Here is a 24,626-nt window from a genome sequence, read left to right as displayed (position 1 = left end):
CTCCCGGAACTTCCTTGCTATAGCTGATCGTTCACCCAACCCCCCACTCTTATCCCCCTGAGCACAGACCCCCGCATCCCCCCTCACCCGAATGGGAGACACGGCGTTGCCCGACAACGGATGGCCGGCCGACCGCATCGACACCGAGAACGCGCACTCCGCGCGGATCTACGACTACATCCTGGGCGGCAAGGACTACTACCCCGCCGACCAGGAGGCGGGTGACGCCATGGCCCGGGAGTGGCCCGCGCTCCCGATCCACATGCGCGCCAACCGCGACTGGATGAACCGCGCCGTGCGCTGGCTCGCCGAGGAGGCGGGAATGCGCCAGTTCCTGGACGTGGGCACCGGCATACCCACCTCCCCGAACCTCCACGAGATCGCCCAGGCCGTCTCGCCCGACTCCCGGGTCGTCTACGTGGACAACGACCCCATCGTCCTCACCCTGTCCCAGGGCCTGCTCTCCAGCACGCCGGAGGGCAAGACGGCGTACATCGAGGCGGACTTCCGCGATCTGACGGACATCTTCGACGCCCCCGAGCTGCGCGAGACCATCGACCTCGACCAGCCGGTGGCGCTCACGGTGATCGCCATCGTGCACTTCATGCTGGACGCGGACGACGCGGTCGGTGTCGTACGGCGGCTGCTGGAACCGCTGCCCTCCGGCAGCTACCTGGCGATGTCCATCGGCACCGCCGAGTTCGCGCCCGAGGAGGTGGGCCGGGTCGCCCGCGAGTACGCGGCCCGCAACATGCCGATGCGGCTGCGCACCATCGACGAGGCCGACAAGTTCTTCGAGGGCCTGGAGCTGGTAGAGCCGGGCATCGTCCAGGTGCACAAGTGGCACCCGGACGGCAACGGCGAGGAAGGCATCCGCGACGAGGACATCGCGATGTACGGAGCGGTCGCCCGCAAGCCGTGACCCAGGGCTCCGTGCCGGGGCCCGGCTCACCTTCCCGGCCCCGGCACGGTCGTCTCACGGGTACCGTGAGGCCATGACCAGCACGCGCGTCACCCGGCGGGTGCAGGCGCCCCCGGCCGCCGTCTACCGGGCGCTGCTCGACCCGGCGGCGGTCGCCGCCTGGCGGGCACCGGACGGCATGACCGCCCGGGTCCACGCCTTCGACGCCCGGGAGGGCGGCGGGTTCCGGGTCTCCCTCGACTACGACGACCCCGGCCGCGCCGGGAAGTCCGGCGGGCACACCGACACCTACCGGGGGCACTTCGCCCGGCTGGTCCCGGACCGCCTCGTCGTCGAGGTCATCGACTTCGAGACCGCCGACGACACGGTGCGCGGCACCATGACGATGACGACGGCCCTCACCGCGGCCGGCGGTGGCACGGACGTCGAGATCCTGCACGAGGGCATCCCCGAAGGCGTCCGCCCCGAGGACAACGAACTGGGCACCCGGATGGCCCTCGACAGCCTGGCCCGGCTCGTCGAGGGCCGCGGGTGACTCAGGCGTTCGGGTCGAACGAGATCCCGGACGGCATGGAGTACGACAGGTTGGCGTTGAACGAGCCGTCCTTGATCTTGATGGTGGCGCTGCCGAAGTCCGCGTTCATCAACTTGTCGCGGTAGCCCGCCGGGTAGCCGTCCCAGCCCACCAGACGCGGGAAGAACCAGCCGCCGGTCACGTTCTCCGGCGGGTCGTCGTTGGAGTTGGCGAAGCGGAAGTCGTGGGTGGACAGGCCGTCCTTGTGGTAGACGATCTTCGGGTGGGTACCGTCGAACCGGATCGCCGAGGCGGCCGCCACCTGGTAGCTGCTGTGCTGCGACACCGAGACGTACTGCACCTGGTTGTTCTGGATCCACACGATGACGTGTTCCCAGTCGTGCCGGTGCCCGATGGCCGCGGGCCCGTACGTCGCCTGGTCCTTCTCGAAGTAGCTGGCGTACATCACCGCGCACCAGCCGTTGTTGCACTTCTCGCGCGAGTAGGTGTTGGCGTTGGCCAGCTGCGCGTAGTCGTGGCAGTGGCCGTTGACGTCACCGCCCAGCCCCAGACCGGGGTTGAGGGTGCCGTCGGCGCCGATCGCGGCGGTGGTGTAGCAGCCGTCGCCGTCGTAGTCGTAGGCCGGGGAGAAGGTCTGCTCCAGGCCGTCGGCGTTCTGGGGGAGCAGCGTCAGGACGTCGGCGTGCGCGGTGGCGGGCACGGCGACGACCAGCGCGAGGGCACCGAGGGTGGCGGCGAGGGCCTGGCGGAGCGGCCGTCTGCGGGTGGGGGATTGCAGGTCGGGCATGTCGACTCCCTGTCTCTGAAAGGCGAAGCGGAGTCTGACAGTCAGCCAATGGTCGAGACCACCCTTACGGCTTAATTTTGACCCAAAGACAATTGAACAGCTCGGTCAACTCCATTGCTGTCAGAGCCTGTTGACCTGCTGTGAGTAGCCCGGTTGCGCTTGCCGCGCCACCCGGCCCGACGCCAGGCTTCTCGTCGGCTCCCCCCCCCACGACCCGAAAGAGAGCCCGTGAACGACAGAGACATGCCTTCGGCCGCGCTGAACCGGCGCGGTTTCCTCGGCGCCGCCGCCGCGGCCGGGCTGCTCGGCACGCTGGCCACGCCGGCCGAGGCGGCCCGGAACACGGCCGACGCCGACCCGGTCACCACCGAGTCCGGCCGGGTCACCGGAGTCCAGGGCGGCCTGCGCGGCGTCACCGTCTACAAGGGCGTCCCGTACGCCGCCTCCACCGCCGGAGCCAACCGCTGGCGCCCGCCGCAGCCGGCCCCCTCCTGGGACGGGGTGCGCGCCGCCGACTCCTGGGGCCCGGCCTGCCCGCAGCCGGTCACGGACATCCCCGACGACCAGGTGCCCGAGCTCGGCGAGGACTGCCTGAACCTCAACATCTGGACCACGGCGACCGGTTCGGGCACCGGCCGCCCCGTCCTCGTCTGGCTCTACGGCGGCGACCGGGCCCTGTGGTCGGGCCAGGAGATGTACGACGGCTCCCTGCTCGCGTCCAAGGGCGTGGTCGTCGTGAATCCCAACTACCGTGTCGGTCCGCTCGGCGGTCTCGCCCACCCCGGACTGACCGCCGAGTCCGCGTACGGCGGCTCGGGCAACTGGGGGATCCTGGACGTCGTCGCCGCGCTGGAGTGGGTCCAGCGGAACATCGCCGCCTTCGGCGGCGACCCGGACCGGGTGACCCTGGGCGGCTGGGCGCACGGCGCGTCCATCGTCAACATCCTCCTCGCCTCCCGGCGCGCCAAGGGTCTCTACCACCGCGCCCTGCTCTCCTCCGGCGTCCGGTACACCAAGGACCCGGCGCTGGCCCGGGGGACCGGCCGCTACCGCACGCTCGCCGACGCCGAGGCCGACGGCACCGGCTTCGCCGCCTACCTGGGCGCCCAGAGCCTCGCCGAACTGCGCGCGCTGGACGCCGGCCACCTCGTCGCCGGGGCCGCCGCCGACGCCTCCGCCGACTTCGGCCACGTACTCGACGGACATGTCCTGCCGGACACCTACACGGCCGTGCTGGCGGCCCGCGCCGAGACCGACGTGCCCGTCCTCACCGGGGTCTGCAAGGACGCGAACGGCGCCTCACCCGGTCTGAAGACGACTCTCGACGCGTACCAGGCGTACGCCCGGTCCGAGTTCGGCCCGCTGGGGCTGGCCGACACCTTCCTGGAGCTCTACCCGGCGGACAGCGACACGTCGGCGGCCCAGCAGTACAGCGCCTACGCCCGCGACGAGGAGCGCGTCTCCGCCTTCCTGTGGGCGACCCAGTTCAAGGACACCGCCGGCAATTCCAGCGCCGTCCGCACCTACTTCTGGACCCGTGTCCCGCCCGGCCACGACGGCACCAACCCGGTCATCGGCACCGAGGTTTCCGGCGCCTTCCAGGGCTCCGACGTCTACTACCTGCTCGGCTACCTCTACAGCACCGACCGTCCCTGGACCTCCCAGGACTACGACATCGCCGACACCACCGCGTCCTACGTCGCCCGCTTCGCCGCCACCGGTGACCCGAACGGCAGCTCCCTGGCCGACTGGCCCGCCCTCGCCGCCGACACCCCGCGGACGATGGAACTCGGCGCGGACTTCGGCACGGTCGCGGTGGCCGACAGCGACGCGAAGCTGACCTTCCTGACGACCTACCTGGAGTCACAGACCAGGGAGTTCTGAAACGCTCCCCGTCCGGGCGCCGCCATGGCCGAGTATCCCGTGGTGATGCCGGTGCACGCTCGGGGTGCGGTGCAGGGCGATCAGAGCCGCGTCGTCGCCGAGGTGGCCGCCGGCATGGGTCAGCAGATCGCGCCGGACGTGGTGGATCAGCGCCTCGGGAGAGGCGTCGGTCCACTGCGTCACCCGGTCCGCGAGCGGATAGAAGCGGCGCCGGACGTCCCGCGCCTCGATGACCCCGTCGGTGTACAGCAGCAGGGTGTCGCCCGGTTCGAAGGAGAACACGTCCAGCGTGTGTTCCGTGGCCCGTGTCCCGTGCACGCCCAGCGGCGGCGACGGATGCAGGCTCGGGACGGTGACCGCGTGTCCGGGGCTCAGCAGCAGGGGCGGCGGATGGCCGCAGCTCGTCATCCGGGTGACCGGGTCCAGGTCGGGGATCTCGATCAGCAGGGCGGTCGCGAACCGCTCGCCCGCCTCCTCGGGCGACTCCCGGTCCGCCGCGTACCGGGTCACGCTCTGCTCCAGGACGGCGACCAGTTCCGGCAGCGTGATGTCCCGGTGGGCGGACTCCCGGAAGGCGCTGAGCAGCAGCGCCGCCTCGCCGATCGCGGCCAGCCCCTTGCCCCGGACATCGCCGATCAGCACCCGGACCTGGCCGTCGGAGCGGGTGACCGCGTACAGATCGCCGCCGATCTGGGCCTCGTCCTCCGCGGCCAGGTACAGCGAGGCGATCCGCAGCGGGCCGATCTGCTCGGGCAGCGGCCACATCAGCACGTGCTGCGCGGCTTCGGCGACCGAGCGGACCTGGGCCAGCTGGGCGCGGCGCCGGTCGCGGACCGCGCAGTAGACCGTCACCATCACGGAGAGCAACGTCAGTGTGACGATCTGCACGATGTGGTTCGCGCTCGTCAGCCCACCGTGGAAGACGGCGATCACCACCTGCGCGGCCACCGCCAGCGCGCCCACCAGCGCCGTCGTGCGGGGTCCGGCGAACGACGGGGTGAGCGCGGGCGCGATGACCAGGGTGGGACCCAGGTGGATGTCAGGGGGCGAATCGATGGCCGCCGCCGTGATCACCACGATGAGCAGCACCGGGAGCAGCAGCAGTACGTGCCACGACTGCTGCGGCTCCGCCACGCTCCACCGGCTCCCCATGCCTACCAGCGTGCGTCACCGCCACGCGCCCGGCCACCGCGCGCCGGACGGGCGGTCCTAGAGGTTCACGCTGTTCATCCCGGCCTCGTCGTAACGCTCGCCCGCGGCCTTGGGCACCTCGGCGTCGATGCGGGCCAGTTCCTCCTTGGACAGTTCGATGTCGACGGCGCCGGCGTTCTGCTCCAGGTAGGTACGGCGCTTGGTGCCCGGGATCGGGACGATGTGGTCGTCCTGGGCCAGCACCCAGGCGAGGGCCAGCTGGGCCGGGGTCACGTCCTTCTCCGCGGCGATCTCCTTCACCTTGTCGGCGAGCCGCAGGTTGGCCTCCAGGTTGTCGCCGGTGAAGCGGGGGCCGGTGCGGCGCCAGTCGTTCGCGTCGAGGTCGTCGGGGGAGGAGAACCGGCCGGCCAGGAAGCCGCGGCCCAGCGGCGAGTACGGCACGAACCCGATGCCCAGCTCACGGCAGGTCGGGATCACCTCGTCCTCCGGGTCGCGGGTCCACAGCGAGTACTCGCTCTGCACGGCCGCGATCGGGTGCACCGCGTGGGCCCGCCGGATCGTCTCGGGGCTCGCCTCGCTCAGCCCGATGTGCCGCACCTTGCCCTCGGCGACCAGCTCGGCCATGGCGCCGACGGTCTCCTCGATCGGCACGTTCGGGTCGACGCGGTGCTGGTAGTAGAGGTCGATGTAGTCGGTGCCCAGACGCCGGAGCGAGCCGTGCACCGAGCTGCGCACGTGCTCGGCGGAGCCGTCCTGGGGGCCGATGCTGCTCATGTCGCCGGGGACGGCGTCGTCCATCCGGAAGTTGAACTTCGTGGCGATCACATACTCGTCCCGGTGCCCCCGGACCGCCTCGCCCACCAGCGTCTCGTTGGTGAGCGGCCCGTAGAGCTGCGCGGTGTCGAGGAAGGTGATGCCCAGTTCCCGCGCCCGGTGGATGGTCCGCGCGCCCTCGTCCTGGTCGGCGGTGCCGTAGAAGGCGGACATTCCCATGCAGCCGAGGCCGATGCTGCTCACCTGAAGGTCTCGCAGACTGCGCTGTCGCATGTCACTCCCAGCCTTTCGTCGCTGCTCGGGTCCGGCTCCGTTCCGGAGGGCCCACGGGCCCAGTTCCATTCAGCTGCGGAATCCGCGCATCGGCATCCCGGCACCGGGGCCTCGTCCGGAGGAGCGCTCTGGACGCTACGGCTTCGAGCGCACTCGATGTCAAACGGCCGCCGCGGCCCGCCGCTCCCGGTCCGTGCTCCCCGTCCGGCAGACGTGGACCCGGATACGGTGGCCGCCGTCGATCCGTCGCCGAGCCCCCCGGTGGAGCCCGCATGCTGCTGCGCCAGCTCGAATACCTCGTCGCGCTCGCCCGAGAGCGGCACTTCGCCCGCGCGGCCGCCGCCTGTCATGTCTCGCAGCCCTCGCTGTCCGCCGCGATCCAGCGGCTCGAACACGAACTCGGCGTCCCGATCGTGCGCCGGGGCCGCCGCTACGAGGGCCTGACCCCCGAGGGCGAGGTGGTGCTGGCATGGGCGCACCGCATCCTCGCCGAGCGGGACGCGCTGCGCCAGGAGCTGTCGGCGCTGCGGGACGGCCTCACCGGCACCCTGCGCCTCGGCATCGTCCCCACCGCCGTCCCCGTCACCTCACTCCTCACCGGCCCCTTCTGCGACCGGCATCCGCACGCCCGGGTGGCCATGGAGTCCCTGTCGTCCGCCGACATACGGCGCGGCCTCGCCGAGTTCGAGCTGGACGCGGCCATGACCTATCTGGACGACGACGAACTGCGGCAGGTCCGCCGCTTCCCGCTCTACGAGGAGCGGTACGTCCTGCTCACCCCGGTCGGCGGTCCCCTGGGCGACGCGGTCACCGCCAGCTGGTCCCAGGCCGCCGCCCTCCCGCTGTGCCTGCTGGGGCCCAGGATGCGCAACCGGCGGATCATCGACGACTGCTTCGCCGCCGACGGTGCCGCCCCCGTCCCGGCGATCGAGTCCGACAGCGTCGCCGGCCTCTACGCCCACCTCCCCGGCGGCCGCTGGTCCAGCGTGATCTCGCACGCCTGGCTGCACATGTTCGGCGTACCGGAGGGCCTGCGCGTGGTGCCGCTGGAGGGCCCGGCGCACGGCCCCCGGGTGGGCCTGGTCGTCGCCCGCAGCGAACCGCAGTCCATGCTCGCCCAGGCCCTGGTGAAGGTCGCCCGCCAGGCACGGCTGCGGGACGCGCTCGACAGCCTGCTGACCGCCCACCTGGACGGCCACGGCTGATAGCCGTGGGCTATGAGCACAAAACAACGTTCGCTTTGACCAGCGCAGTTGCCCCCGAGGATCGTGAAGGGCACGCCATCCGCAACGGAGTTGAGGAGCCGCCACCATGGCCAAGGTGCTCTGCGTCCTGTACGACGACCCGACCGACGGATACCCGAAGACCTACGCCCGCGACGACATCCCCGTCATCGACCACTACCCGGGCGGCCAGACCACCCCCACCCCCGAGGCGATCGACTTCACCCCCGGCCGTCTCCTCGGCAGCGTCTCCGGCGAACTCGGCCTGCGCTCCTTCCTGGAGAAGGCCGGCCACACCCTCGTCGTCACCTCCGACAAGGACGGCGCGGGCTCGGTCTTCGACCGCGAGCTGCCCGACGCGGACGTCGTCGTCTCGCAGCCGTTCTGGCCGGCGTACCTCACCCCCGAGCGCATCGCCGCCGCGAAGAACCTCAAGCTGGCCGTCACCGCCGGCATCGGGTCCGACCACGTCGACCTCGACGCCGCGATCGCCCACGGGGTGACGGTCGCCGAGGTGACGTACTGCAACAGCATCAGCGTCGCCGAGCACGTGGTGATGATGATCCTGGGGCTCGTCCGCAACTACCTGCCCTCGCACCAGGTGGTGCTCGACGGGGGCTGGAACATCGCCGACTGCGTGAGCCGGTCCTACGACCTGGAAGGCATGCACGTCGGAACCGTCGCCGCCGGCCGGATCGGCCTCGCGGTGCTGCGCCGCCTCGCCCCCTTCGACGTCCAGCTGCACTACACCGACCGCACCCGGCTGCCCGAGTCCGTCGAGCGCGAGCTGAACCTGACCTTCCACGAGAACGCGGCCGCCATGGCCCCGCACTGCGATGTCGTCACCGTCAACGCGCCGCTGCACCCCGAGACCGAGGGCCTGTTCGGCGACGAGCTGCTGGGCACGATGAAGCGCGGCGCCTACCTCATCAACACCGCCCGGGCCCTGATCGTCGACCGGGACGCCGTCGACCGGGCGCTGCGCAGCGGGCAGCTGGCCGGCTACGCGGGCGACGTCTGGTACCCGCAGCCCGCGCCCGCCGACCACCCCTGGCGCACCATGCCGCACCAGGGGATGACCCCGCACATCTCCGGCTCCTCGCTCTCCGCGCAGGCCCGCTACGCGGCCGGCACCCGGGAGATCCTGGAGTCCTGGTTCGCCGGCCGGCCGATCCGCGACGAGTACCTGATCGTCGACGGTGGCGGACTGGCCGGCACGGGAGCCAAGTCGTACTCCGTCAAGACCGGCTAGGAGTCGAGCCGGACCGGCAGTTCGAAGAGGTCGTTCTGGGTGACCACCGGCTTGTTGCGCAGCTCGGACGCCGGTACCGCGAGGTCCAGGCCGGGGAAGCGGTCGTACAGGGCGGGCAGCGCGACGCCCGCCTCCAGCCGGGACAGCGCGGCGCCGGGGCAGACGTGCGGGCCGTGGCCGAAGGAGATGTGCCGGTTCGTCGACTCCCGGGTGACGTCGAACTCCCCGGCACTGGGCCCGTGCGCCTGCTCGTCGCGGCCGATCGCGGCGTACGACACGATCAGCGCGTCGCCCGCCGGGAGCACCTTGTCGCCGACCGGCACGTCCTCGGTGGCGAAGCGGATCAGGACGTGCGAGGTCGGGGTGGACCAGCGCAGGGTCTCCTCGACCACCGCCGACCAGTCCACCTCGCCGGAGAGCACCCTGGCCCGCTGGCCGGGGTGGGTGGAGAGGTTGACCACCGCGTTGACGATCAGGGAGATCGTCGTCTCGTGGCCGGCCGCCACCATCAGCTGGAGGGTGGAGACGATCTCCTCGTCCGTGAGGTGGTCGCCGTCCTCGGAGGCCAGGATCAGCGCGCTGGTCAGGTCGTCGCCGGGCTCGGCCCGCTTGGCGGCGACCGTCGCCGCCATGATCCCCGCCAGTTCGGTGAGGGTCGCGATGACCTCCGCGGGCGGGGTCTGGGTCGAGAAGAACTTCTCGAACAGCACCTTCAGGCGCGGCAGTTCCGCCTCGTCGATGCCCATCAGGTCGGCGACCACGAACATGGGCAGCGGATAGGCGAAGCCCGCCTTGAGGTCCAGGGTCTCCTGGTCCGCCGGGAGCCCGTCGAGCAGGTCCTGGGTGAGCTTCTCGATCCGCTCCCGCATCTGCTCCACCCGGCGCGGGGTGAGCGCCTGCGCGACCAGCGTGCGCATCCGGCGGTGGTCGGCGCCGTCCACGGTCAGCATGGACCGGCCGGGGTTGGCCAGGCCGATCAGCGGCCAGTCCGGCGGTATCTCGCCCCGCTGCCAGGCCCCCCACACATTGATGTCCTTGACCAGACGGGGGTCGGTGAGCAGCGCCTTGGCCTCGGCATGACGGGTGACCGCCCAGACGGGCACCCCGCCGGGCAGCTCCACGGCGGCGAGCGGACCGGCGGCGCGCAGCCGCGCGCTCTCGCCGTCCAGGTCGGTGACGAAGGGGTCGAGGGCGATCCGGGTTTGTTCGGTACCGGTCGTCATCGTGACGTGCCTCCCAGGGCAGGGTCGGAGTACTGCGCCAATCGGTGCTGCGCCTGACCGTCGGTGTCGGATTACAGGGTGGGTACGGGCGTGAACCGGACGGGAAGCTCGGTCAGCCCCCGCAGCCAGGGCGAGGGCCGGCGGGTGAGGGAGTCGGCGGGCACCGCCAGGTCGATGTCCGGCAGCCGGTCGAGGACGACCTCGATGCCGGTCCGGGCGATCACCTCGGCGACCTCCTGAGCGGGGAACGGGCAGCGGTGCTCGCCGTGCCCGAAGGAGAAGTGCGCGCTGTTGCCGCCGGTCAGCGCGGAGGCGTCGGTGCGCACCTGCGGATCGGAGTTGGCGCCCTGGAGGCCGAGGACCAGCAGGTCACCGGCGCGGATCCGGCGGCCGCCCAGCTGGGTGTCGCGGGAGGCCCAGCGGCCCGCTATGTTCTGGCTGGGGGTGTCCTCCCACAGCACCTCGTTCATCGCCTCGGCGACACTGTTGCGGCCGCCGAACAGCGAGGCCGCGAACCGGTCGTCGGTGAGCATCAGGCGCAGCGAGTTGCCGATCCAGTCGGCGGTCGGCTGGTGCCCGGCCGCCATCATGACCATCAGGTCCTGGGCGATCTCCTCCTCGCTGAACCCGCTCTTGTCCTGGAGCATCCGGGACACCACGTCGTCGGCGGGATCCGCCTTGCGGTCGGCCAGCAACTGCGCCATGGACGTGGCCAGATGGGTCTGCCCGGCGATCGCCCGCTCACGCCCGTCGATCATGTCGTTGAGCGCGGTGACCAGGCCGGGCCCCTCCTCCTCGGAGAAGCCGTAGAGCTGCGCGAGCACCCGCACCGGCAGCAGCATCGCGTACTGGCCGATCAGGTCCGCCTCGCCGCTGGTGCACAGCCCGTCGATCAGCTCGTCCGCGAACCGCTCGGCGTGACCGCGCAGTTCGAAGGGGTCGACGGCCTCCAGCGCGTCGCTGATCATCCCGGCGCGCTCGCGGTGCCGCTCGCCGACGGTGTACAGGATCGACGGCTGCTTACGGCCGATCATCGGCAGCAGCGGCCAGTCGTCGGGGATCATGTCCCACTGGTTCCACAGGTCGGAGTCCCGGCTGAACAGCACCGGGTCCCCGGTCACCTGGTGCAGCTCGCGGTATCCGACGACCAGCCAGGCGGGCACGTCGCCGTCGAGCACGACGGGGGTGACGGCGCCGTGGTCGCGCCGCATCTCGCGGTACAGACGCGCCGGTTCGGTCTGGAACCGGGGGCCGCCGAGCGGCACGGCTTCGGGGGTCACACGAACTCCTGTCGGGGCAGGTCCACCGGTGCCGAGGGGCCGGCGTACCGGTTCTTGACGTGCTGGACCAGCTGGATGAGCACCTGCTTGCCGGACTCCCGGGAGCGGGCGTCACAGGTGACCAGCGGGATGTGCGGGTCCAGGTCGAGCGCGTGCCGGACGTCCTCGGGCGTGTGTACGGGGCCGCCGAAGTCGTTGCAGGCCACGATGAACGGGGTGCCGTGCTTCTCCAGCCGGTCGATGGCGTACCAGGAGTCGTCGATGCGCCGGGTGTCGACGAGCACGACCGCGCCGAGGGTGCCGGAGAACAGCCGGTCCCACAGGAACCAGAACCGCTCCTGGCCCGGTGCCCCGAACAGGTACAGCACGTTGCGGGCGTCCAGCGTGATCCGGCCGAAGTCGAAGGCGACGGTGGTGGCGGACTTGCCGCGCACCTCGCGGACGTCGTCGACCTCCTCGCCGGCCTGGGTCATCGTCTCCTCGGTGTTGAGGGGACGTATCTCGCTGACGGAACGGACCAGGGTGGTCTTGCCGACGCCGAAACCGCCCACGACCACGATCTTGAAACCGTGGTCGGCGGAGGCACCCAACGGGGTGCGCGCGTCAGAGGTTGCGGAGTCCAACGAGCACCTGCTCCAGAATGTCGGGGTCGGTGATGGCGGGCCGGTACGGATGGCGGGCGCTGACCCGGCCGGCCGCCTGCAGGTCGCACAGCAGGACCTTGGTGATGCTCACCGGCAGCTTCAGCTCCGCGGCGATCTCCACCACCGAGGTCGGGAACTCGGCCAGCCGCAGGATCGCCGCGTGCTCCGACTGCATGCCCGGGGCCGGCTCCGACTCGGCGACGACCAGCGTGACCAGGTCGAAGGGGCTGTCCGGCCCGGTGCTGCTGCGGCCGCCGGTGATGGTGTACAGGCGGTCGGGCGCGTCGTCCCTGCCGGGCCGGCTCATGACGTCCGGGGCTGCGCGGTGAGGTGTTCGCCGAGCTGCTCGACCAGTTCGCTCATGTTGTGCCCGACCAGCCCCGGCTCCGCGTCCTCGCTGGTCACCACGGCCAGATGGGCGCCCTCGCCGGCCTCCACGATGAACAGCACGCCCCCGTAGAACTCGGTCATCGCCGACCGCACGCCGCCGCTGCCGTCGCCGAACTCGACGGACGCCCCGTGCGACAGCGACTGGATGCCGGCGGCGATCGCCGCGAGCTGGTCGGCCTGGTCGACGGAGAGCTCCGGAGTACGGCACAGCTTCAGGCCGTCGCGGGAGAGCACCAGGGCGTGCCGCGCGCCGGGGGTGCGCTCCAGGAGGCCCTCGATGAGCCAGGTGAGCTTGTCGTCGGCGGTGGTCCTGCCGGTCATGGAGTGGTGTCGCCTTCCGGGTGCGCGTGCGGGTGGGACGTGGGCTCGGGACCGGACTCCGGGTGGGGCGCGGGGACCGGATCGTGCGCCGGGGTGGGGGTGTAGGGGGCGGCGTCGGCCTCGGCGGCGTCGGACGCGGCCGGGCGGACGGCCTGCCGGAAGCTGTTGAAGCGGGTGGCGCGGACCCGGGCGTCCTCGGCCGCGGGCACCGGGCGCGGCTCCGCCGGCTGGGGTGCCGACCGGCGCTCGGCCTCGGCGAGGGTCCGGCCGCGGCGCCGCCTGGGCAGCCCGGTGGGCCCTTCCTCGTCCTCGTCGGACTCCGCGGACTCGTGCACGGGCATCGGGTCCGGCGGGGCCGGCACCGGCTCGACCGGCTCCGGCTGCCTGGGCAGCGCGGGTTCGTCGGCGACCGGGCGGGTCAGCAGGTCCTGCGGGACCAGCATCAGCACTCCGGTGCCGCCGCGCGCCGAGGGCCGGAACGACACCTTCAGACCGTGCTTGCCGGCCAGCCGGCCGACCACCGCCAGCCCGAGCCGGGTACCGGTGAGGCCGCCGAGCTCGGTGGTGTCACCGGTGACCGCCCGCTCGGCGCGGCGCAACTGCACATCGCCCATCACCAGCCCGCTGTCCTCCACGGACACGATGACCCCGGCCGGCACCTCCTCCACATAGACGTGGACCTCGGCGGTCGGGGGCGAGAAGGTGGCCGCGTTGTCGAGCAGTTCGGCGAGCGCGTGCATGACGCCCTCGGCCGCGTGGCCGGTGACGGCCGTCTCGCTCACCGAGTGCACCCGCACCCGGCGGTAGCCGCTGATGCGTCCCATCGCCCCGCGCAGGATGGACTCCATGCTGATCGGACGCGCCCAGCGGCGGCCCGAGCGCGCCCCGGTCAGGACGGCGATGGAGTCGGCGATCCGGCCCGCCTGGGCGGTGCGGTGGTCGAGGTGCAGCAGGTCGGCGAGCACCTCCTCGTCGGTGTGCCGCTCCTCCATGGCCCGCAGGTCGGCGAGGGTGGCGGTGGCCAGGGCCTGCATCCGGCCGGCCGCGTTGCCCGCCGCGGCGATCGCGGCGGCCCGCCCCCGGGAGGCCTGCTCCAGGTCGGCGGCGAGCCGGCCGTTCTCCTGCCGGTACCAGTCCAGCTCCTGGCTGCTGCCCTCGTGGATCCGCACCCGCTCCTGCTCGAAGGAGTCGGTGAACTCGCTGCGCTGCTGGGCCAGTTCGTCGATCAGCCGCTGCTGCTCCTGGCGCGCCTCCTCGGTCGTGCGGGCCTGTTGCTGGAGCAGCCGTCCGATGTCCTGGCTCACCGTCTCCAGTCGGCGTCGGGCGCGCCGGGCGGCCCGTGCCGCGTGGACGGCCCAGGTCACCGCGGCGCACAGCACCAGCGCGGCCGCACTGGCCCCCAGAGCGAGGGGGATGCGGACCGAGGCCGGCGCGGCGGTCACCGCGGCGACGACCACGAGGGCCGACACCACCGCGGTCAGCGCGAGGGTCGGAACGAGCGTACGGATGGCAGGTCGATCGCCGGGATGCGTGGGCGCGGTCATCGGTCCGGTCTGGTCCTCGGAGCGGGTAGGGATGTGATTCCGGTGAGGGAGATGTGACGCTCGGTACTGAACTGGCCGTCACTATACGAGAGTTCGTGATCGAAACAGAACAGTTCCGGTCTCCTTGCAGGAAACCGCTGTCAGCGACGGCGACTTGCCGTGTCGTCCCGAGCGTGCACGATCTTACGAAGCGCCTCGCGTGAGCATGTCGGCCACCACGGCCGCGGCCGCCTTCACCAGCGCCGAGTCGGCCTGGGCGGCGGGGTCGGTGTGCGTGGACAGAACGGCGACGACGACCGGGGCGCGGCCCGGCGGCCAGGCGATCGCGACGTCGTTGGCGGTGCCATAGGCGCCCGTTCCGGTTTTGTCGCCGACGGTCCAGTCCGCGGGGAGCCCCGCGCGGATCCGCTCCCCTCCGGTGGTGTTGGCGAGCAGCCAGCCGGTGAGCCGCCGCCGGTCCGCGCCGTCCAGGGCGCTCCCGACGGCCAGCCACGCGTAGCTGGTGCCGATGGCCAGGGGAGTGGTGGTGTCCGTGACCCGTCCGGGCTCCGCCGAGTTCAGCTCCGGCTCCCACCGGTCGAGCCGGGTCACCCGGTCCCCGATCGAACGGCACAGCCGCGTCACCGCCACCGGCCCGCCCAGTTGCTCCAGCAACAGGTTCGCCGCCGTGTTGTCGCTGTACGAGATCGCCGCCGCGCACAACTGGGCGACCGTCATTCCCGCGGCGAGATTCTCGGGCCTGCCCGTGACGGGCGCGCCGCCCGACTTCTCGACATCGCTCGCGTCGTAGTGGACGACCTCGCCGAGCACGTCCTCGTCCAGGTCCCGCAGCACCGCGGAGACCGCGAGCGTCTTGAACACCGAGCACATCGGGAAGAGTTCGCCGCCACGGTGCCGGACCCGGGCCCCCGAGCCGGTGTCCCAGGCGAACACCCCCAGCCGGGCCCCGTGTTCGCGCTCCAGCGCCCGGAATCTGCTCGTGGCGTCGGGCGCCGTGCGGGCGGGCAGTGCGGTGCCCAGGGCCGCGGTCAGCACAACACGGCGCGACGGCTGCTGCATTACCACTCCTTTGCCGAGGTTTCGATGAGGGGGACGTGATCACACGCCTGGGGGTTGCGTCGTGGACGGGTGATAAACCCGACGCCGATATGCGACCAGTAGTAGCTCCCGCATCGTCGCAAATGATCCAAACGTCTATACGATGACGCGTGGAACGGCCGGGGAACGGAGAGCCTCTTCAGGGGCGCAGGGCCGAGGGCCGGGAGCCGGTGTCGAGGGGACGATGCCTTCATGACGGGGAACCGAAGCTGGGGGGCGGCGGCCGCGCGTGCCGTCCGGTTCGTGGGACGCACGCTGCGCGCCGAATGGCACAGCATCGTGGTGGAGCCGGTACGGCAGCTCGTACGGCGCGGTCTCTCCGGGATCGTGCTGGCATTCGTGGCCGCGTTCGGCGTCATCTTCTTCCACGACGTCGCCCAGCACCCCGCCGGCAGAAGGCTGGTGTGGCACCTCGGCGGTGTCACCGCCGACCTCCCCCTGTGGCTGTCCCTGCTGCGCACCCCGGTCTCGCTCTACGTCCCCGCGCTCGACCTCCCGGTGTGGGCCGGCATCACCCAGCTCTTCCTCGCCTTCGCCCTCGCCGAACTCGCCCTCGGCCGCGCCCGGACCCTCGCCGTCGCGTACCTCACCACTCTGGCCGGCACCATGACGGCCCGTGTGATGGTCGCGCTGGGCCCCGGCTGGTGGGGCTTCGGCCTGCCCCCGGAAGCCGGCCGGATCCTCGACACGGGGCCGTCCGCCGCGGTGGTGGGCCTGTTCACCTATCTGGCCGTGGTCCGCCGGGCGCCCGTCGTCTTCGCGCTGACCGGCGGTTCGATGGTGTGGGAGTCCGTCGCCGTTCCGAACCTCGCCGGCCGCGAGCACCTGATCGCGGTGACCGCGGCGATCGTCCTCGGCCTGCTGCACGGCCGCCGGCTGCCGGTCCCGGCCCGGCCGGCCGAACGCCCCGCCGCACGCCTCGAAACCCCGCCGACCCCGCCCCGGTCCGACCCGCCCGTGCCCCGGTCCGACCCGCCGCAGCACCACCCCGTACCGTCGCTCCCGGTCCGCTGAGACTCCCCAACCCCACCGGGTTTCCCGGAACCCATGAGCCACGCGGCCGACCCGCCGAAGTGCTCAACGACGTCAATGTGATGGTTTTCGCACTTCAGCCGGTCCGGGCAACCCCTAATGTTGCGCGGGCTACGGCAGGGCGCGGCTGACACCATGGTGTTCGTCGCCGGCAGGCTGAAGGGATCCAGGGATGTTCCGCAAGGTGCTGGTCGCCAACCGTGGAGAGATCGCCATCCGCGCTTTCCGCGCGGGCTACGAACTGGGCGCGCGTACGGTCGCCGTGTTCCCCCACGAAGACCGCAACTCGCTCCACAGGCTGAAGGCCGACGAGGCCTACGAGATCGGGGAACCCGGCCATCCGGTACGGGCCTACCTCTCCGTCGAGGAGATCGTGGGCGCCGCCCGCCGGGCCGGGGCCGACGCCGTCTACCCGGGCTACGGCTTCCTCTCCGAGAACCCGGAACTCGCCCGTGCCTGCGAGGAGGCGGGCATCACGTTCGTCGGGCCGAGCGCCCAGACGCTGGAGCTGACCGGCAACAAGGCCCGCGCGGTCGCCGCCGCCCGCGCCGCCGGGGTACCGGTGCTCGGCTCCTCGCAGCCCTCCAACGACATCGAGGAACTGGTCCGCGCCGCCGACGAGATCGGCTTCCCGCTGTTCGTGAAGGCCGTCGCCGGCGGCGGTGGCCGCGGGATGCGCCGGGTCGAGGACCCGGCCGCACTGCGCGAGTCCATCGAACAGGCCTCCCGTGAGGCGGCCTCCGCGTTCGGCGACCCGACCGTCTTCCTGGAGAAGGCCGTCGTCGACCCGCGCCACATCGAGGTGCAGATCCTCGCCGACGGCGAGGGCAACGTCATTCACCTCTTCGAGCGGGACTGCTCGCTCCAGCGCCGCCACCAGAAGGTCATCGAGCTGGCCCCCGCGCCCAACCTCGACCCGGAGCTGCGCGACCGCATCTGCGCCGACGCCGTCCGCTTCGCCCGCGAGATCGGCTACCGCAACGCCGGCACCGTCGAGTTCCTCCTCGACCGCCAGGGCAAGCATGTCTTCATCGAGATGAACCCCCGCATCCAGGTCGAGCACACGGTCACCGAGGAGGTCACCGACGTCGACCTGGTCCAGGCCCAGATGCGCATCGCCTCCGGCGAGACCCTGGCCGACCTCGGGCTGTCGCAGGACACGGTGAAGCTGCACGGCGCCGCCCTCCAGTGCCGTATCACCACCGAGGACCCGGCCAACGGCTTCCGCCCCGACACCGGCCGCATCAGCGCCTACCGCTCCCCGGGCGGCTCCGGCATCCGGCTCGACGGCGGCACCACCCACGCCGGTACGGAGATCAGCGCCCACTTCGACTCGATGCTGGTGAAACTCACCTGCCGGGGACGGGACTTCAAGGCCGCCATCGGCCGCGCCCGGCGCGCCGTCGCCGAGTTCCGCATCCGCGGTGTGGCCACCAACATCCCCTTCCTCCAGGCCGTCCTGGACGATCCGGACTTCCAGGCCGGGCGGATCACCACCTCGTTCATCGAGGAGCGCCCGCACCTGCTCACCGCCCGCTCCTCCGCCGACCGCGGCACCAAGCTGCTCACCTACCTGGCCGACGTCACCGTCAACAAGCCGCACGGCGAGCGGCCCCACCTGATCGAGTCGACCACCAAGCTGCCCCCGCTGCCGGCCGGCGAGCCGCCCGCGGGCTCCCGCCAGCGCCTGGTCGAACTCGGCCCGGAGGGCTTCGCCCGCTGGCTGCGCGAGTCGCCCACCATCGGCATCACCGACACCACCTTCCGCGACGCCCACCAGTCCCTGCTCGCCACCCGCGTGCGCACCCGCGACCTGCTCGCCGTCGCCCCGGTGGTCGCCCGCACCCTGCCCGAACTGCTCTCCCTGGAGTGCTGGGGCGGCGCCACCTACGACGTGGCGCTGCGCTTCCTGGCCGAGGACCCCTGGGAGCGGCTGGCCGCCCTGCGCGAGGCCGTCCCCAACATCTGCCTCCAGATGCTGCTGCGCGGCCGCAACACCGTCGGCTACACCCCGTACCCGACCGAGGTGACCGACGCCTTCGTCCAGGAGGCCGCCGCCACAGGCATCGACATCTTCCGCATCTTCGACGCCCTCAACGACGTCGGCCAGATGCGCCCCGCCATCGAGGCGGTACGGGAGACGGGCACCGCGGTGGCCGAGGTCGCCCTCTGCTACACCGCCGACCTGTCCAACCCGGACGAGCGGCTCTACACCCTCGACTACTACCTGCGGCTCGCCGAGCAGATCGTCGAGGCCGGCGCGCACATCATCGCCGTCAAGGACATGGCGGGCCTGCTACGCGCCCCGGCCGCCGCGAAGCTGGTCTCGGCGCTGCGCAGCGAGTTCGACCTGCCCGTCCACCTGCACACCCACGACACGGCGGGCGGCCAGCTGGCCACCTACCTGGCCGCGATCCAGGCGGGCGCGGACGCGGTGGACGGCGCGGTGGCCTCCATGGCCGGTACGACCTCGCAGCCCTCCCTGTCGGCGATCGTGGCCGCGACCGACTACTCGGAGCGTCCCACCGGGCTCGACCTGCGGGCGGTCGAGGACCTGGAGCCGTACTGGGAGAGCGTCCGCAAGGTCTACGCGCCCTTCGAGGCGGGCCTCGCCTCCCCGACCGGCCGCGTGTACCACCACGAGATCCCGGGCGGTCAGCTCTCCAACCTGCGCACCCAGGCCGTGGCGCTCGGCCTCGGCGACCGCTTCGAGGACATCGAGGCGATGTACGAGGCCGCCGACCGGATCCTCGGCAGGCTGGTGAAGGTCACCCCGTCCTCGAAGGTGGTCGGCGACCTGGCCCTGCACCTGGTCGGCGCCGGGGTGAAGCCGGAGGACTTCGAGGCCACCCCTGACAAGTTCGACATCCCGGACTCGGTCATCGGCTTCCTGCGCGGCGAGCTGGGCACCCCGCCCGGCGGCTGGCCCGAGCCGTTCCGCACCAAGGCCCTCCAGGGCCGCGGCGCCGCCAAGCCGGCACCGGAGCTGGGCACCGAGGACCGCGAGGGCCTCGCCAAGGACCGCCGCAGCACCCTGAACCGGCTGCTGTTCCCGGCCCCGACCCGCGAGTTCGAGACGCACCGCGGGACCTACGGCGACACCAGCGTCCTCGACAGCAAGGACTTCTTCTACGGCCTGCGCCCGGGCAAGGAGTACGCGGTCGACCTGGAGCCCGGAGTCCGGCTGCTCATCGAACTCCAGGCCGTCGGCGAGGCCGACGAGCGCGGTCTGCGCACGGTGATGTCCAGCCTCAACGGCCAGCTGCGGCCGATCCAGATCCGCGACCGGGCGGCGGCCTCCGACATCCCGGCCACCGAGAAGGCCGACCGCGCCAACCCCGGCCATGTCGCGGCCCCGTTCGCCGGAGTCGTCACCCTCGCCGTGCAGGAGGGCGCGGAGGTCGAGGCGGGCGCCACGGTGGCCACGATCGAGGCCATGAAGATGGAGGCCACCATCACCGCCCAGAAGGCCGGCCGGATCTCCCGGCTCGCCATCAACCGCATCCAGCAGGTGGAGGGCGGCGACCTGCTGGTCGAGATCGCCTGAGCCGGGTCCCGCGTGAGGGGAGGGCCGGTGGGTCGCCACCGGTCCTCCCCTCGTCGGTCACGAGCGGGCGAAGTGGGCCCGCAGATGCGCCTTCAGCAGGTTCGGGTCGCGCTGGGTGGAGTAGGCGCCGCCCGCCACGAACACGTCACGGCCGTTCACGGCCAGCGAGGTCGGGTTGGACAGGCCGTCCTGGACGGTGAGCACGGTGCTGCGGGCTCCGTCCGGGCGGACCACGACGACCTCGTTGGACGGGTTCAGCGCGGCGAGCACGACGTCCGAGTGCCCGGGGAAGACGAAGTCGTCGACGCCGGTGAGGCCGGTCGCCCGCGTCTCGGTCGCCCCGGCCGAGCCGTCGGCGCGGACCGGGATGCGCAGCAGGGTCCCGCGGTCGCTGTTGGTCACCCAGACCGCGTCCTTGTGCACCTTGATCCCGTTGGCGCCGAAGCCGCTGGCCGGCGCCGGGAGCCCGGTGAGGGCGGTGCCCGTGGCCCAGGCCGTCGGCGTGCCGCCGGCCTGCGGGATGCGCCAGACCCTGCCCAGCGCCGAGTCGGCGGCGTAGAGCACCCCGTGCCGCTCGTCGAGGGCCAGGCCGTTGGGCAGGCCGTCCGACGGCAACTGGGCGATCTGCTCGGGCGTGCCACCGCCCGCCGGGACGCGCCAGACGCCGGTCCTGCCGGTGCCGGTGGCGTAGTTGACGTACAGCGTGCCGTCGTGGGCGCGGGCCAGGCCGAGGGTGAGGGCGCCGCCCACCAGGGACGTGCGGGGGTGTTCCTCGGCGGGCAGGGTCGCCAGCACCCGGACCCGGCGTTCCCGGGTGACCTTGGCGACCTGCCGGGCGGACGCGAAGGTCACGTCGACCGAGCCGCCCCGCTCGGTGACGACGTTCTCGGGCGTCTGCCCGGCGGCCAGATCGAAGTGCGCGATGACGTGCGCATCGGAGACGACCGGCTCGTCGCCCACGGCCGGAGCCGCCGCGAGCAGGCCGATCGCGACCACGGCCGGGGCGACGGCGGCCGGACGGAGAAATCGGGGCATGTGACCTCTTTCGACGGGAGCGCGAGGCTCCGGCGTACCGGTCACACCAACATGACGGTTGTTCGGTCCCGGCCCGGGTCAGCCCCGGCCGGGACGTCGCCCGCCCGGCGCACGGCGTGGCCCCGCTTGCCGCGCAGCCGGGTGACGGTCCCGCTCAGTTCCACAGCGGGTAGTTCATGACCTGCGTGTATCCCTCCGGCTTGGCATCGGCGTAGTTCAGGCTCATCCGCGTGAACTGCTCCACGTTCGGATGCTTCGTCCAGGCCGTCGGCCGGTCGAGCCGTACCGTCACCGGGTACTTGTGGAAGGTGCCGGCCGCGCAGTACGGCTTGCAGTCGTTGACCACGTTCACGCCGTGGCCGACCGCGGTGTCGTCGTTCCACTGGGTCCACCGCAGGCCGGTGAGCAGGCTGTTGCCGTCACCGCAGGCCAGCATGAAGTCGGTCGGCCGGAACCGCTGGTGCCAGAGGCAGTCGACGAGCACGGGGTGCTGGACCGCCGGCGACGCGGCCGGTGTCGGCGGAGTCGCGGAGGCCGTCGTCATGCCCGCCGTGAGCAGCAGGGCCGCTCCGAGTCCGATCGCCGTTCCCACCACTGGTCTGCGCATGGTCGCTCCCACCAGTTCCGCCGTTCTTCCTTCCCTTCGACGCTACGACCGTCCTGCCGGATGTACCACTTGCGCCGGGTTCGCGAGCCCGTTGTCGTCGTAGTCGCCGGAGGGGCGGGAGAAGACCTGGGTGAGCAGGCCGAGTACCAGGAAGACCCAGATGAGGACCTTCGCGGTGGTGCCCAGGAGCAGGGGCCGGGTCGCGGAGCGGACCTCCTCCGCCGTGGCGGCCGGCTGGTCGCCGAACAGCCCCTTGGGATAGACGGGCGTCAGCATGCCGGCGTAGGCGCCGAACCGCATCCGGTAGCGGGCGACCGCCGCCGTCGCCCCGAAGACCGGCTCCGGCAGCCGCCCCAGCACGATCCCGATGATCCAGAAGATCCAGCCGATCGCGAACCAGCCGGCCGCCGCGAAGTTGGCGACGATCCACGCCGGGATCATCAGGATCAGCCGGAACAGCACCGCGAGCCGGTTCAGGGTGGTGGGCCGTAACTCGATCTGCACCGGGTACTCCGGCGCGGTCGGGGCGAACGGCGGATAGCGGTCCACCAGGAGCATGGAGCTGGCCGTGACCCGGGTCTCGTACGCCAGGTACTTGCCCAGGAAACCGGCGATCCCGTCGGGCAGCCGGCCCAGGACGAGTGCCGCGAACCAGCCGGCCACCGTCACGAAGAACGCGGCGATGCCCAGCAGGAACAGAACGATGAACTGCGGGATCAACAGCAGCCAGCGCAGCAGTACCGTCCAGCGGCGTTGCGGCCCGGGTGCCGGGATGTCCAGCACGGGCCGCCACTCGGCGTCGTCCGCCGGGACGGGAGGACGTGGTTCCCAGCTCTGGTTCATGAGTCCTCCCGTCGTCGGGCCGAGGCCCGGATGCACCTCCATCGTGCTGCGGAACCCCCGCCCCCGCCAGGCCCGTGCAGCCGAACTCAGCCGTGATTGACGGTCAGACCGTAGAACGCGACCCGGGCGCCGTTGGTCGTGCTGTCGGAGGACGACTGGTTGTACGAGCCCGCCTTGAAGTACTGCTTGTACGGGTTGAAGGAGGACGGAATGGCGTAGTGGGTCGTAGTGCCGTTGACGGTCAGGTCGATGGTGTTCCCGCCGGAGACGGCGATGGTGTAGGTCCAGGTCTTGCCGATCGACACATGGCCCACGGTGTGCGCGGTCTGGCCGCCGGACGGGGAGTTCTCGGTGCCGAGGACGATGTCGCCGTTGGAGTGGTAGTACAGCTCCAGCAGGGGCTTGGTGGAGGAGCCGCCGGTGCCGAGGTGGATCTGGCCCACGCACACGTTCTTGGTCACCGAGACCACCCGCAGGGTCGCGCTCATCTTGTGGCTGCCGCTCAGCGACCAGTTGGCGGCGCTGCCGTCGCGGTTCATCTCGCGCAGTTCGGAGCGGGCGTAGTTGGAGTTCGGGGTCGTGACGCCTTTCTCGGGCGCCCAGAAGGTCATCGCGCCGTCGCGGGTGTCGGTGTAGAAGTACGCGTCCTGGTAGCCGCTCGCGCCCTGCAGCCGGGACGAGGGGATGGTGGTCGGCGAGCCGGGGGAGCCCACCGGCTCCTGGAGCTGCCATATGGACAGGTCGAAGTTGCCGCCGGGCGCCTTGCTCGGGTCTGCGGCGCCCGCGCTGCCGCCGGTGAGCAGGACGAGGGCGAGGGCGAGGCCCGCGGCGGCCGGAGCCGCGAGCAGCCGGGAACGGTTCACGTGGGGGGTCCTTTCGGAAGAGGACTGCGTCCGGAACTCACCTGACGTTCATGTCCGTGAATCCCGGACGCATCCATAACCTTCGATGACTCGTGAAGTTAAAGGTCCGGACCAATCCCGTCAAGAGGCTCAGCAGGCGCCCTCGTCCTGCCAGGGGCCCCACTCCGAGGCGCCGGGCACCTCGTTCTGGGTCCACCACTTGGCCTTCCAGTTGTGGCTGTTGTACGAGACCTCGTTGCCGGCCGTGTACACCGCCGTCGAACTCCACGCGGTCTTGCAGGAGGTGGGCGTCGGTGTCGGGGTCGGCGTGGGGGTGGGCGTGGTGGTCGGCGGGGTGACCCCGGCGAACTTCACCGAGTACTTGGCGAAGTCCCAGTCGCTCTGCGCCACGCTGGAGCAGGTCCCGGAGGTGGTGCCGTTGTTGTCGGCCGGAGTGCACTGGCGGTCGCGGTTCAGGGACCAGAACGTGAAGCGGTCCATGTGGTGGCTCGTGGCGTAGTCGAGCACCGTCTGGAAGTCGGCCTGGGTGAAGTACTCGCCGGTGTCGCTGCGGCCGTTCATCCCCGAGAAGCCCTCGTGGGCGTAGGCGGTCGCCTGGTCCCAGCCGAAGGTGGACTGCAGGATCGAGTTGAAGTTGGTGAGCGCGCTGGTCTGCGCCGCCGCCCCGCTGAAGCCGCCGTCGAACGGCATGATGGAGAAGTTGTTCGGCGTGAACCCCTGCGACTTCGCCTCCAGCAGCATCTGCTTGCCGAACCAGCCGGTCCCGTCCGCCGTACCCGCGGTGGTGACGGAGACGTACAGGCCCGGGTTGTTCTGCTGGAGGATCTTCGCGGCGCCGATCTCGTTCTTGATCGCCGCGGTGTTCTCGTACTCCGGCTCCTCCAGGTCGAAGTCGATGGCGTGCAGCCCGTACTTGGTGATGACCTGCTGGTAGGCCGCCGCGGTGGAGGCGGCGTCCGCGCAGGTCTGGCCGAGTTTGGTGCCGCCGTAGCCGCCGATCGAGACGGAGACGTCGCCGCCCTTGGCGCGGATGGTGTTGACGACCGACTGGACGGCGGTGTCCGAGGAGACCGCCGCGGTGCCGCCCCAGGTCGGGGAGCAGCCGCCGCCGTTGGGGGCCAGGACGAACGCCAGCTGGAAGGCCTTGAGTCCGGTGGCGTCCATGATGGTGGCCGCGTTCGGCGGGTTGTTGTCCAGTGGCATCAGATAGGGGGCGGCCGCGTACCACTGGTTGCTCAGTGCGGTGGTCGCGCCCGAGGCGTTGCTGGCGACGAGCGCGGTCGTGCCGGCGGCGGCGAGGGTGACGGCGGCCGCCGCGCCCAGACATGCGCGAAGGGGTCTCACTGGTGCCTCCAGGGGGCGGGGGAGGTGGGGTGATGCCTCAGCTTCCGGAGATG

General features: G+C 71.6%; 22 protein-coding genes. 7 read left to right on the top strand and 15 right to left on the bottom strand.

Annotated elements, in window-relative coordinates; all coding sequences use genetic code 11:
* Window positions 1-106: 106 nt before the first annotated feature.
* Window positions 107-922 (top strand): SAM-dependent methyltransferase, encoded by an 816-nt coding sequence (locus ACFWXC_RS24155; RefSeq protein ID WP_384481808.1) that lies wholly within the window; start codon window positions 107-109, stop codon window positions 920-922.
* A gap of 73 nt (window positions 923-995) precedes the next feature.
* Entirely contained in the window at window positions 996-1,457 is a 462-nt protein-coding gene (locus ACFWXC_RS24150) for an SRPBCC domain-containing protein (RefSeq protein ID WP_384481806.1), read from the top strand.
* A gap of 1 nt (window position 1,458) precedes the next feature.
* On the opposite strand, the gene ACFWXC_RS24145 is transcribed toward ACFWXC_RS24150, so the two are convergent.
* Complete coding sequence (locus ACFWXC_RS24145) at window positions 1,459-2,244, bottom strand: NPP1 family protein (RefSeq protein WP_384481804.1); 786 nt, start codon at window positions 2,242-2,244, stop codon at window positions 1,459-1,461.
* A 228-nt stretch (window positions 2,245-2,472) separates the two neighbouring features.
* Here ACFWXC_RS24145 and ACFWXC_RS24140 point away from each other — a divergent pair, with 228 nt between their 5' ends.
* Window positions 2,473-4,128 carry a carboxylesterase/lipase family protein gene (locus ACFWXC_RS24140; protein WP_384481802.1) on the top strand — a complete coding sequence of 552 codons (1,656 nt, stop codon included), beginning with the start codon at window positions 2,473-2,475 and terminating at the stop codon, window positions 4,126-4,128.
* Here ACFWXC_RS24140 and ACFWXC_RS24135 read toward each other — a convergent pair.
* Together ACFWXC_RS24135 and ACFWXC_RS24130 are read right to left on the bottom strand one after the other, a co-directional pair.
* A complete protein-coding gene (locus ACFWXC_RS24135; RefSeq protein ID WP_384481800.1) occupies window positions 4,108-5,280 on the bottom strand; it encodes a PP2C family protein-serine/threonine phosphatase in 1,173 nt (390 codons plus the stop codon). The two genes, ACFWXC_RS24140 and ACFWXC_RS24135, sit on opposite strands and share 21 nt — an antisense overlap.
* Before the next feature lie 57 nt (window positions 5,281-5,337).
* Window positions 5,338-6,327, bottom strand: a complete 990-nt coding sequence (locus ACFWXC_RS24130) for an aldo/keto reductase (protein ID WP_384481798.1) — start codon at window positions 6,325-6,327, stop codon at window positions 5,338-5,340.
* A 272-nt stretch (window positions 6,328-6,599) separates the two neighbouring features.
* Between ACFWXC_RS24130 and ACFWXC_RS24125 the strand changes: the two genes are divergently transcribed.
* Together ACFWXC_RS24125 and ACFWXC_RS24120 are read left to right on the top strand one after the other, a co-directional pair.
* Window positions 6,600-7,532: a LysR family transcriptional regulator gene (locus ACFWXC_RS24125; RefSeq protein ID WP_384481796.1), complete on the top strand. Its 933-nt coding sequence runs from the start codon at window positions 6,600-6,602 to the stop codon at window positions 7,530-7,532.
* Window positions 7,533-7,638: 106 nt separating this feature from the next.
* Window positions 7,639-8,802 (top strand): NAD-dependent formate dehydrogenase, encoded by a 1,164-nt coding sequence (locus ACFWXC_RS24120; RefSeq protein WP_384481795.1) that lies wholly within the window; start codon window positions 7,639-7,641, stop codon window positions 8,800-8,802.
* Here the strand turns inward: ACFWXC_RS24120 and ACFWXC_RS24115 are convergent.
* The 7 genes from ACFWXC_RS24115 to bla form a co-directional block, all read right to left on the bottom strand.
* The gene (locus ACFWXC_RS24115) at window positions 8,799-10,025 is read right to left on the bottom strand and encodes a cytochrome P450 (RefSeq protein ID WP_384481793.1); all 1,227 of its coding nucleotides are present in this window, start codon (window positions 10,023-10,025) and stop codon (window positions 8,799-8,801) included. The genes ACFWXC_RS24120 and ACFWXC_RS24115 overlap by 4 nt on opposite strands.
* Before the next feature lie 71 nt (window positions 10,026-10,096).
* A complete protein-coding gene (locus ACFWXC_RS24110) occupies window positions 10,097-11,305 on the bottom strand; it encodes a cytochrome P450 (protein ID WP_384481791.1) in 1,209 nt (402 codons plus the stop codon).
* A complete protein-coding gene (locus ACFWXC_RS24105; protein WP_384481789.1) occupies window positions 11,302-11,928 on the bottom strand; it encodes an ATP/GTP-binding protein in 627 nt (208 codons plus the stop codon). The genes ACFWXC_RS24110 and ACFWXC_RS24105 overlap by 4 nt, the downstream gene beginning before the upstream one ends.
* Entirely contained in the window at window positions 11,909-12,256 is a 348-nt protein-coding gene (locus ACFWXC_RS24100) for a DUF742 domain-containing protein (protein ID WP_365793967.1), read from the bottom strand. The genes ACFWXC_RS24105 and ACFWXC_RS24100 overlap by 20 nt, the downstream gene beginning before the upstream one ends.
* Window positions 12,253-12,660 (bottom strand): roadblock/LC7 domain-containing protein, encoded by a 408-nt coding sequence (locus ACFWXC_RS24095; protein ID WP_089103557.1) that lies wholly within the window; start codon window positions 12,658-12,660, stop codon window positions 12,253-12,255. The genes ACFWXC_RS24100 and ACFWXC_RS24095 overlap by 4 nt, the downstream gene beginning before the upstream one ends.
* Window positions 12,657-14,204, bottom strand: coding sequence for an ATP-binding protein (locus tag ACFWXC_RS24090; protein WP_384481787.1), 1,548 nt, complete (start codon window positions 14,202-14,204; stop codon window positions 12,657-12,659). The genes ACFWXC_RS24095 and ACFWXC_RS24090 overlap by 4 nt, the downstream gene beginning before the upstream one ends.
* Before the next feature lie 183 nt (window positions 14,205-14,387).
* Entirely contained in the window at window positions 14,388-15,263 is an 876-nt protein-coding gene (bla, locus tag ACFWXC_RS24085; RefSeq protein WP_384481785.1) for a class A beta-lactamase, read from the bottom strand.
* A gap of 231 nt (window positions 15,264-15,494) precedes the next feature.
* Here bla and ACFWXC_RS24080 point away from each other — a divergent pair, with 231 nt between their 5' ends.
* Both ACFWXC_RS24080 and ACFWXC_RS24075 read left to right on the top strand, forming a co-directional pair.
* Window positions 15,495-16,316: a hypothetical protein gene (locus tag ACFWXC_RS24080; RefSeq protein ID WP_384481783.1), complete on the top strand. Its 822-nt coding sequence runs from the start codon at window positions 15,495-15,497 to the stop codon at window positions 16,314-16,316.
* 190 nt (window positions 16,317-16,506) lie between these two features.
* Window positions 16,507-19,881, top strand: coding sequence for a pyruvate carboxylase (locus tag ACFWXC_RS24075; RefSeq protein WP_384481781.1), 3,375 nt, complete (start codon window positions 16,507-16,509; stop codon window positions 19,879-19,881).
* A 57-nt stretch (window positions 19,882-19,938) separates the two neighbouring features.
* Here the strand turns inward: ACFWXC_RS24075 and ACFWXC_RS24070 are convergent, their stop codons facing one another.
* The 5 genes from ACFWXC_RS24070 to ACFWXC_RS24050 all read right to left on the bottom strand — a co-directional run bounded on the left by ACFWXC_RS24070 (window position 19,939) and on the right by ACFWXC_RS24050 (window position 24,573).
* Window positions 19,939-20,916 (bottom strand): SMP-30/gluconolactonase/LRE family protein, encoded by a 978-nt coding sequence (locus ACFWXC_RS24070; RefSeq protein WP_384481779.1) that lies wholly within the window; start codon window positions 20,914-20,916, stop codon window positions 19,939-19,941.
* A 154-nt stretch (window positions 20,917-21,070) separates the two neighbouring features.
* Window positions 21,071-21,523 carry a hypothetical protein gene (locus ACFWXC_RS24065; RefSeq protein WP_384481777.1) on the bottom strand — a complete coding sequence of 151 codons (453 nt, stop codon included), beginning with the start codon at window positions 21,521-21,523 and terminating at the stop codon, window positions 21,071-21,073.
* A 42-nt stretch (window positions 21,524-21,565) separates the two neighbouring features.
* Window positions 21,566-22,366: a DUF4389 domain-containing protein gene (locus ACFWXC_RS24060; protein WP_384481775.1), complete on the bottom strand. Its 801-nt coding sequence runs from the start codon at window positions 22,364-22,366 to the stop codon at window positions 21,566-21,568.
* An 86-nt stretch (window positions 22,367-22,452) separates the two neighbouring features.
* Entirely contained in the window at window positions 22,453-23,229 is a 777-nt protein-coding gene (locus tag ACFWXC_RS24055; protein ID WP_384481773.1) for a polysaccharide lyase family 7 protein, read from the bottom strand.
* Between the two features lie 129 nt (window positions 23,230-23,358).
* Window positions 23,359-24,573, bottom strand: a complete 1,215-nt coding sequence (locus ACFWXC_RS24050) for a carbohydrate-binding protein (protein WP_384481771.1) — start codon at window positions 24,571-24,573, stop codon at window positions 23,359-23,361.
* Window positions 24,574-24,626 lie beyond the last annotated feature (53 nt).

This window comes from Streptomyces sp. NPDC058683, assembly GCF_042716195.1.
Classification (GTDB): domain Bacteria; phylum Actinomycetota; class Actinomycetes; order Streptomycetales; family Streptomycetaceae; genus Streptomyces.
This window is presented reverse-complemented; position numbering and strand designations above follow the sequence as displayed.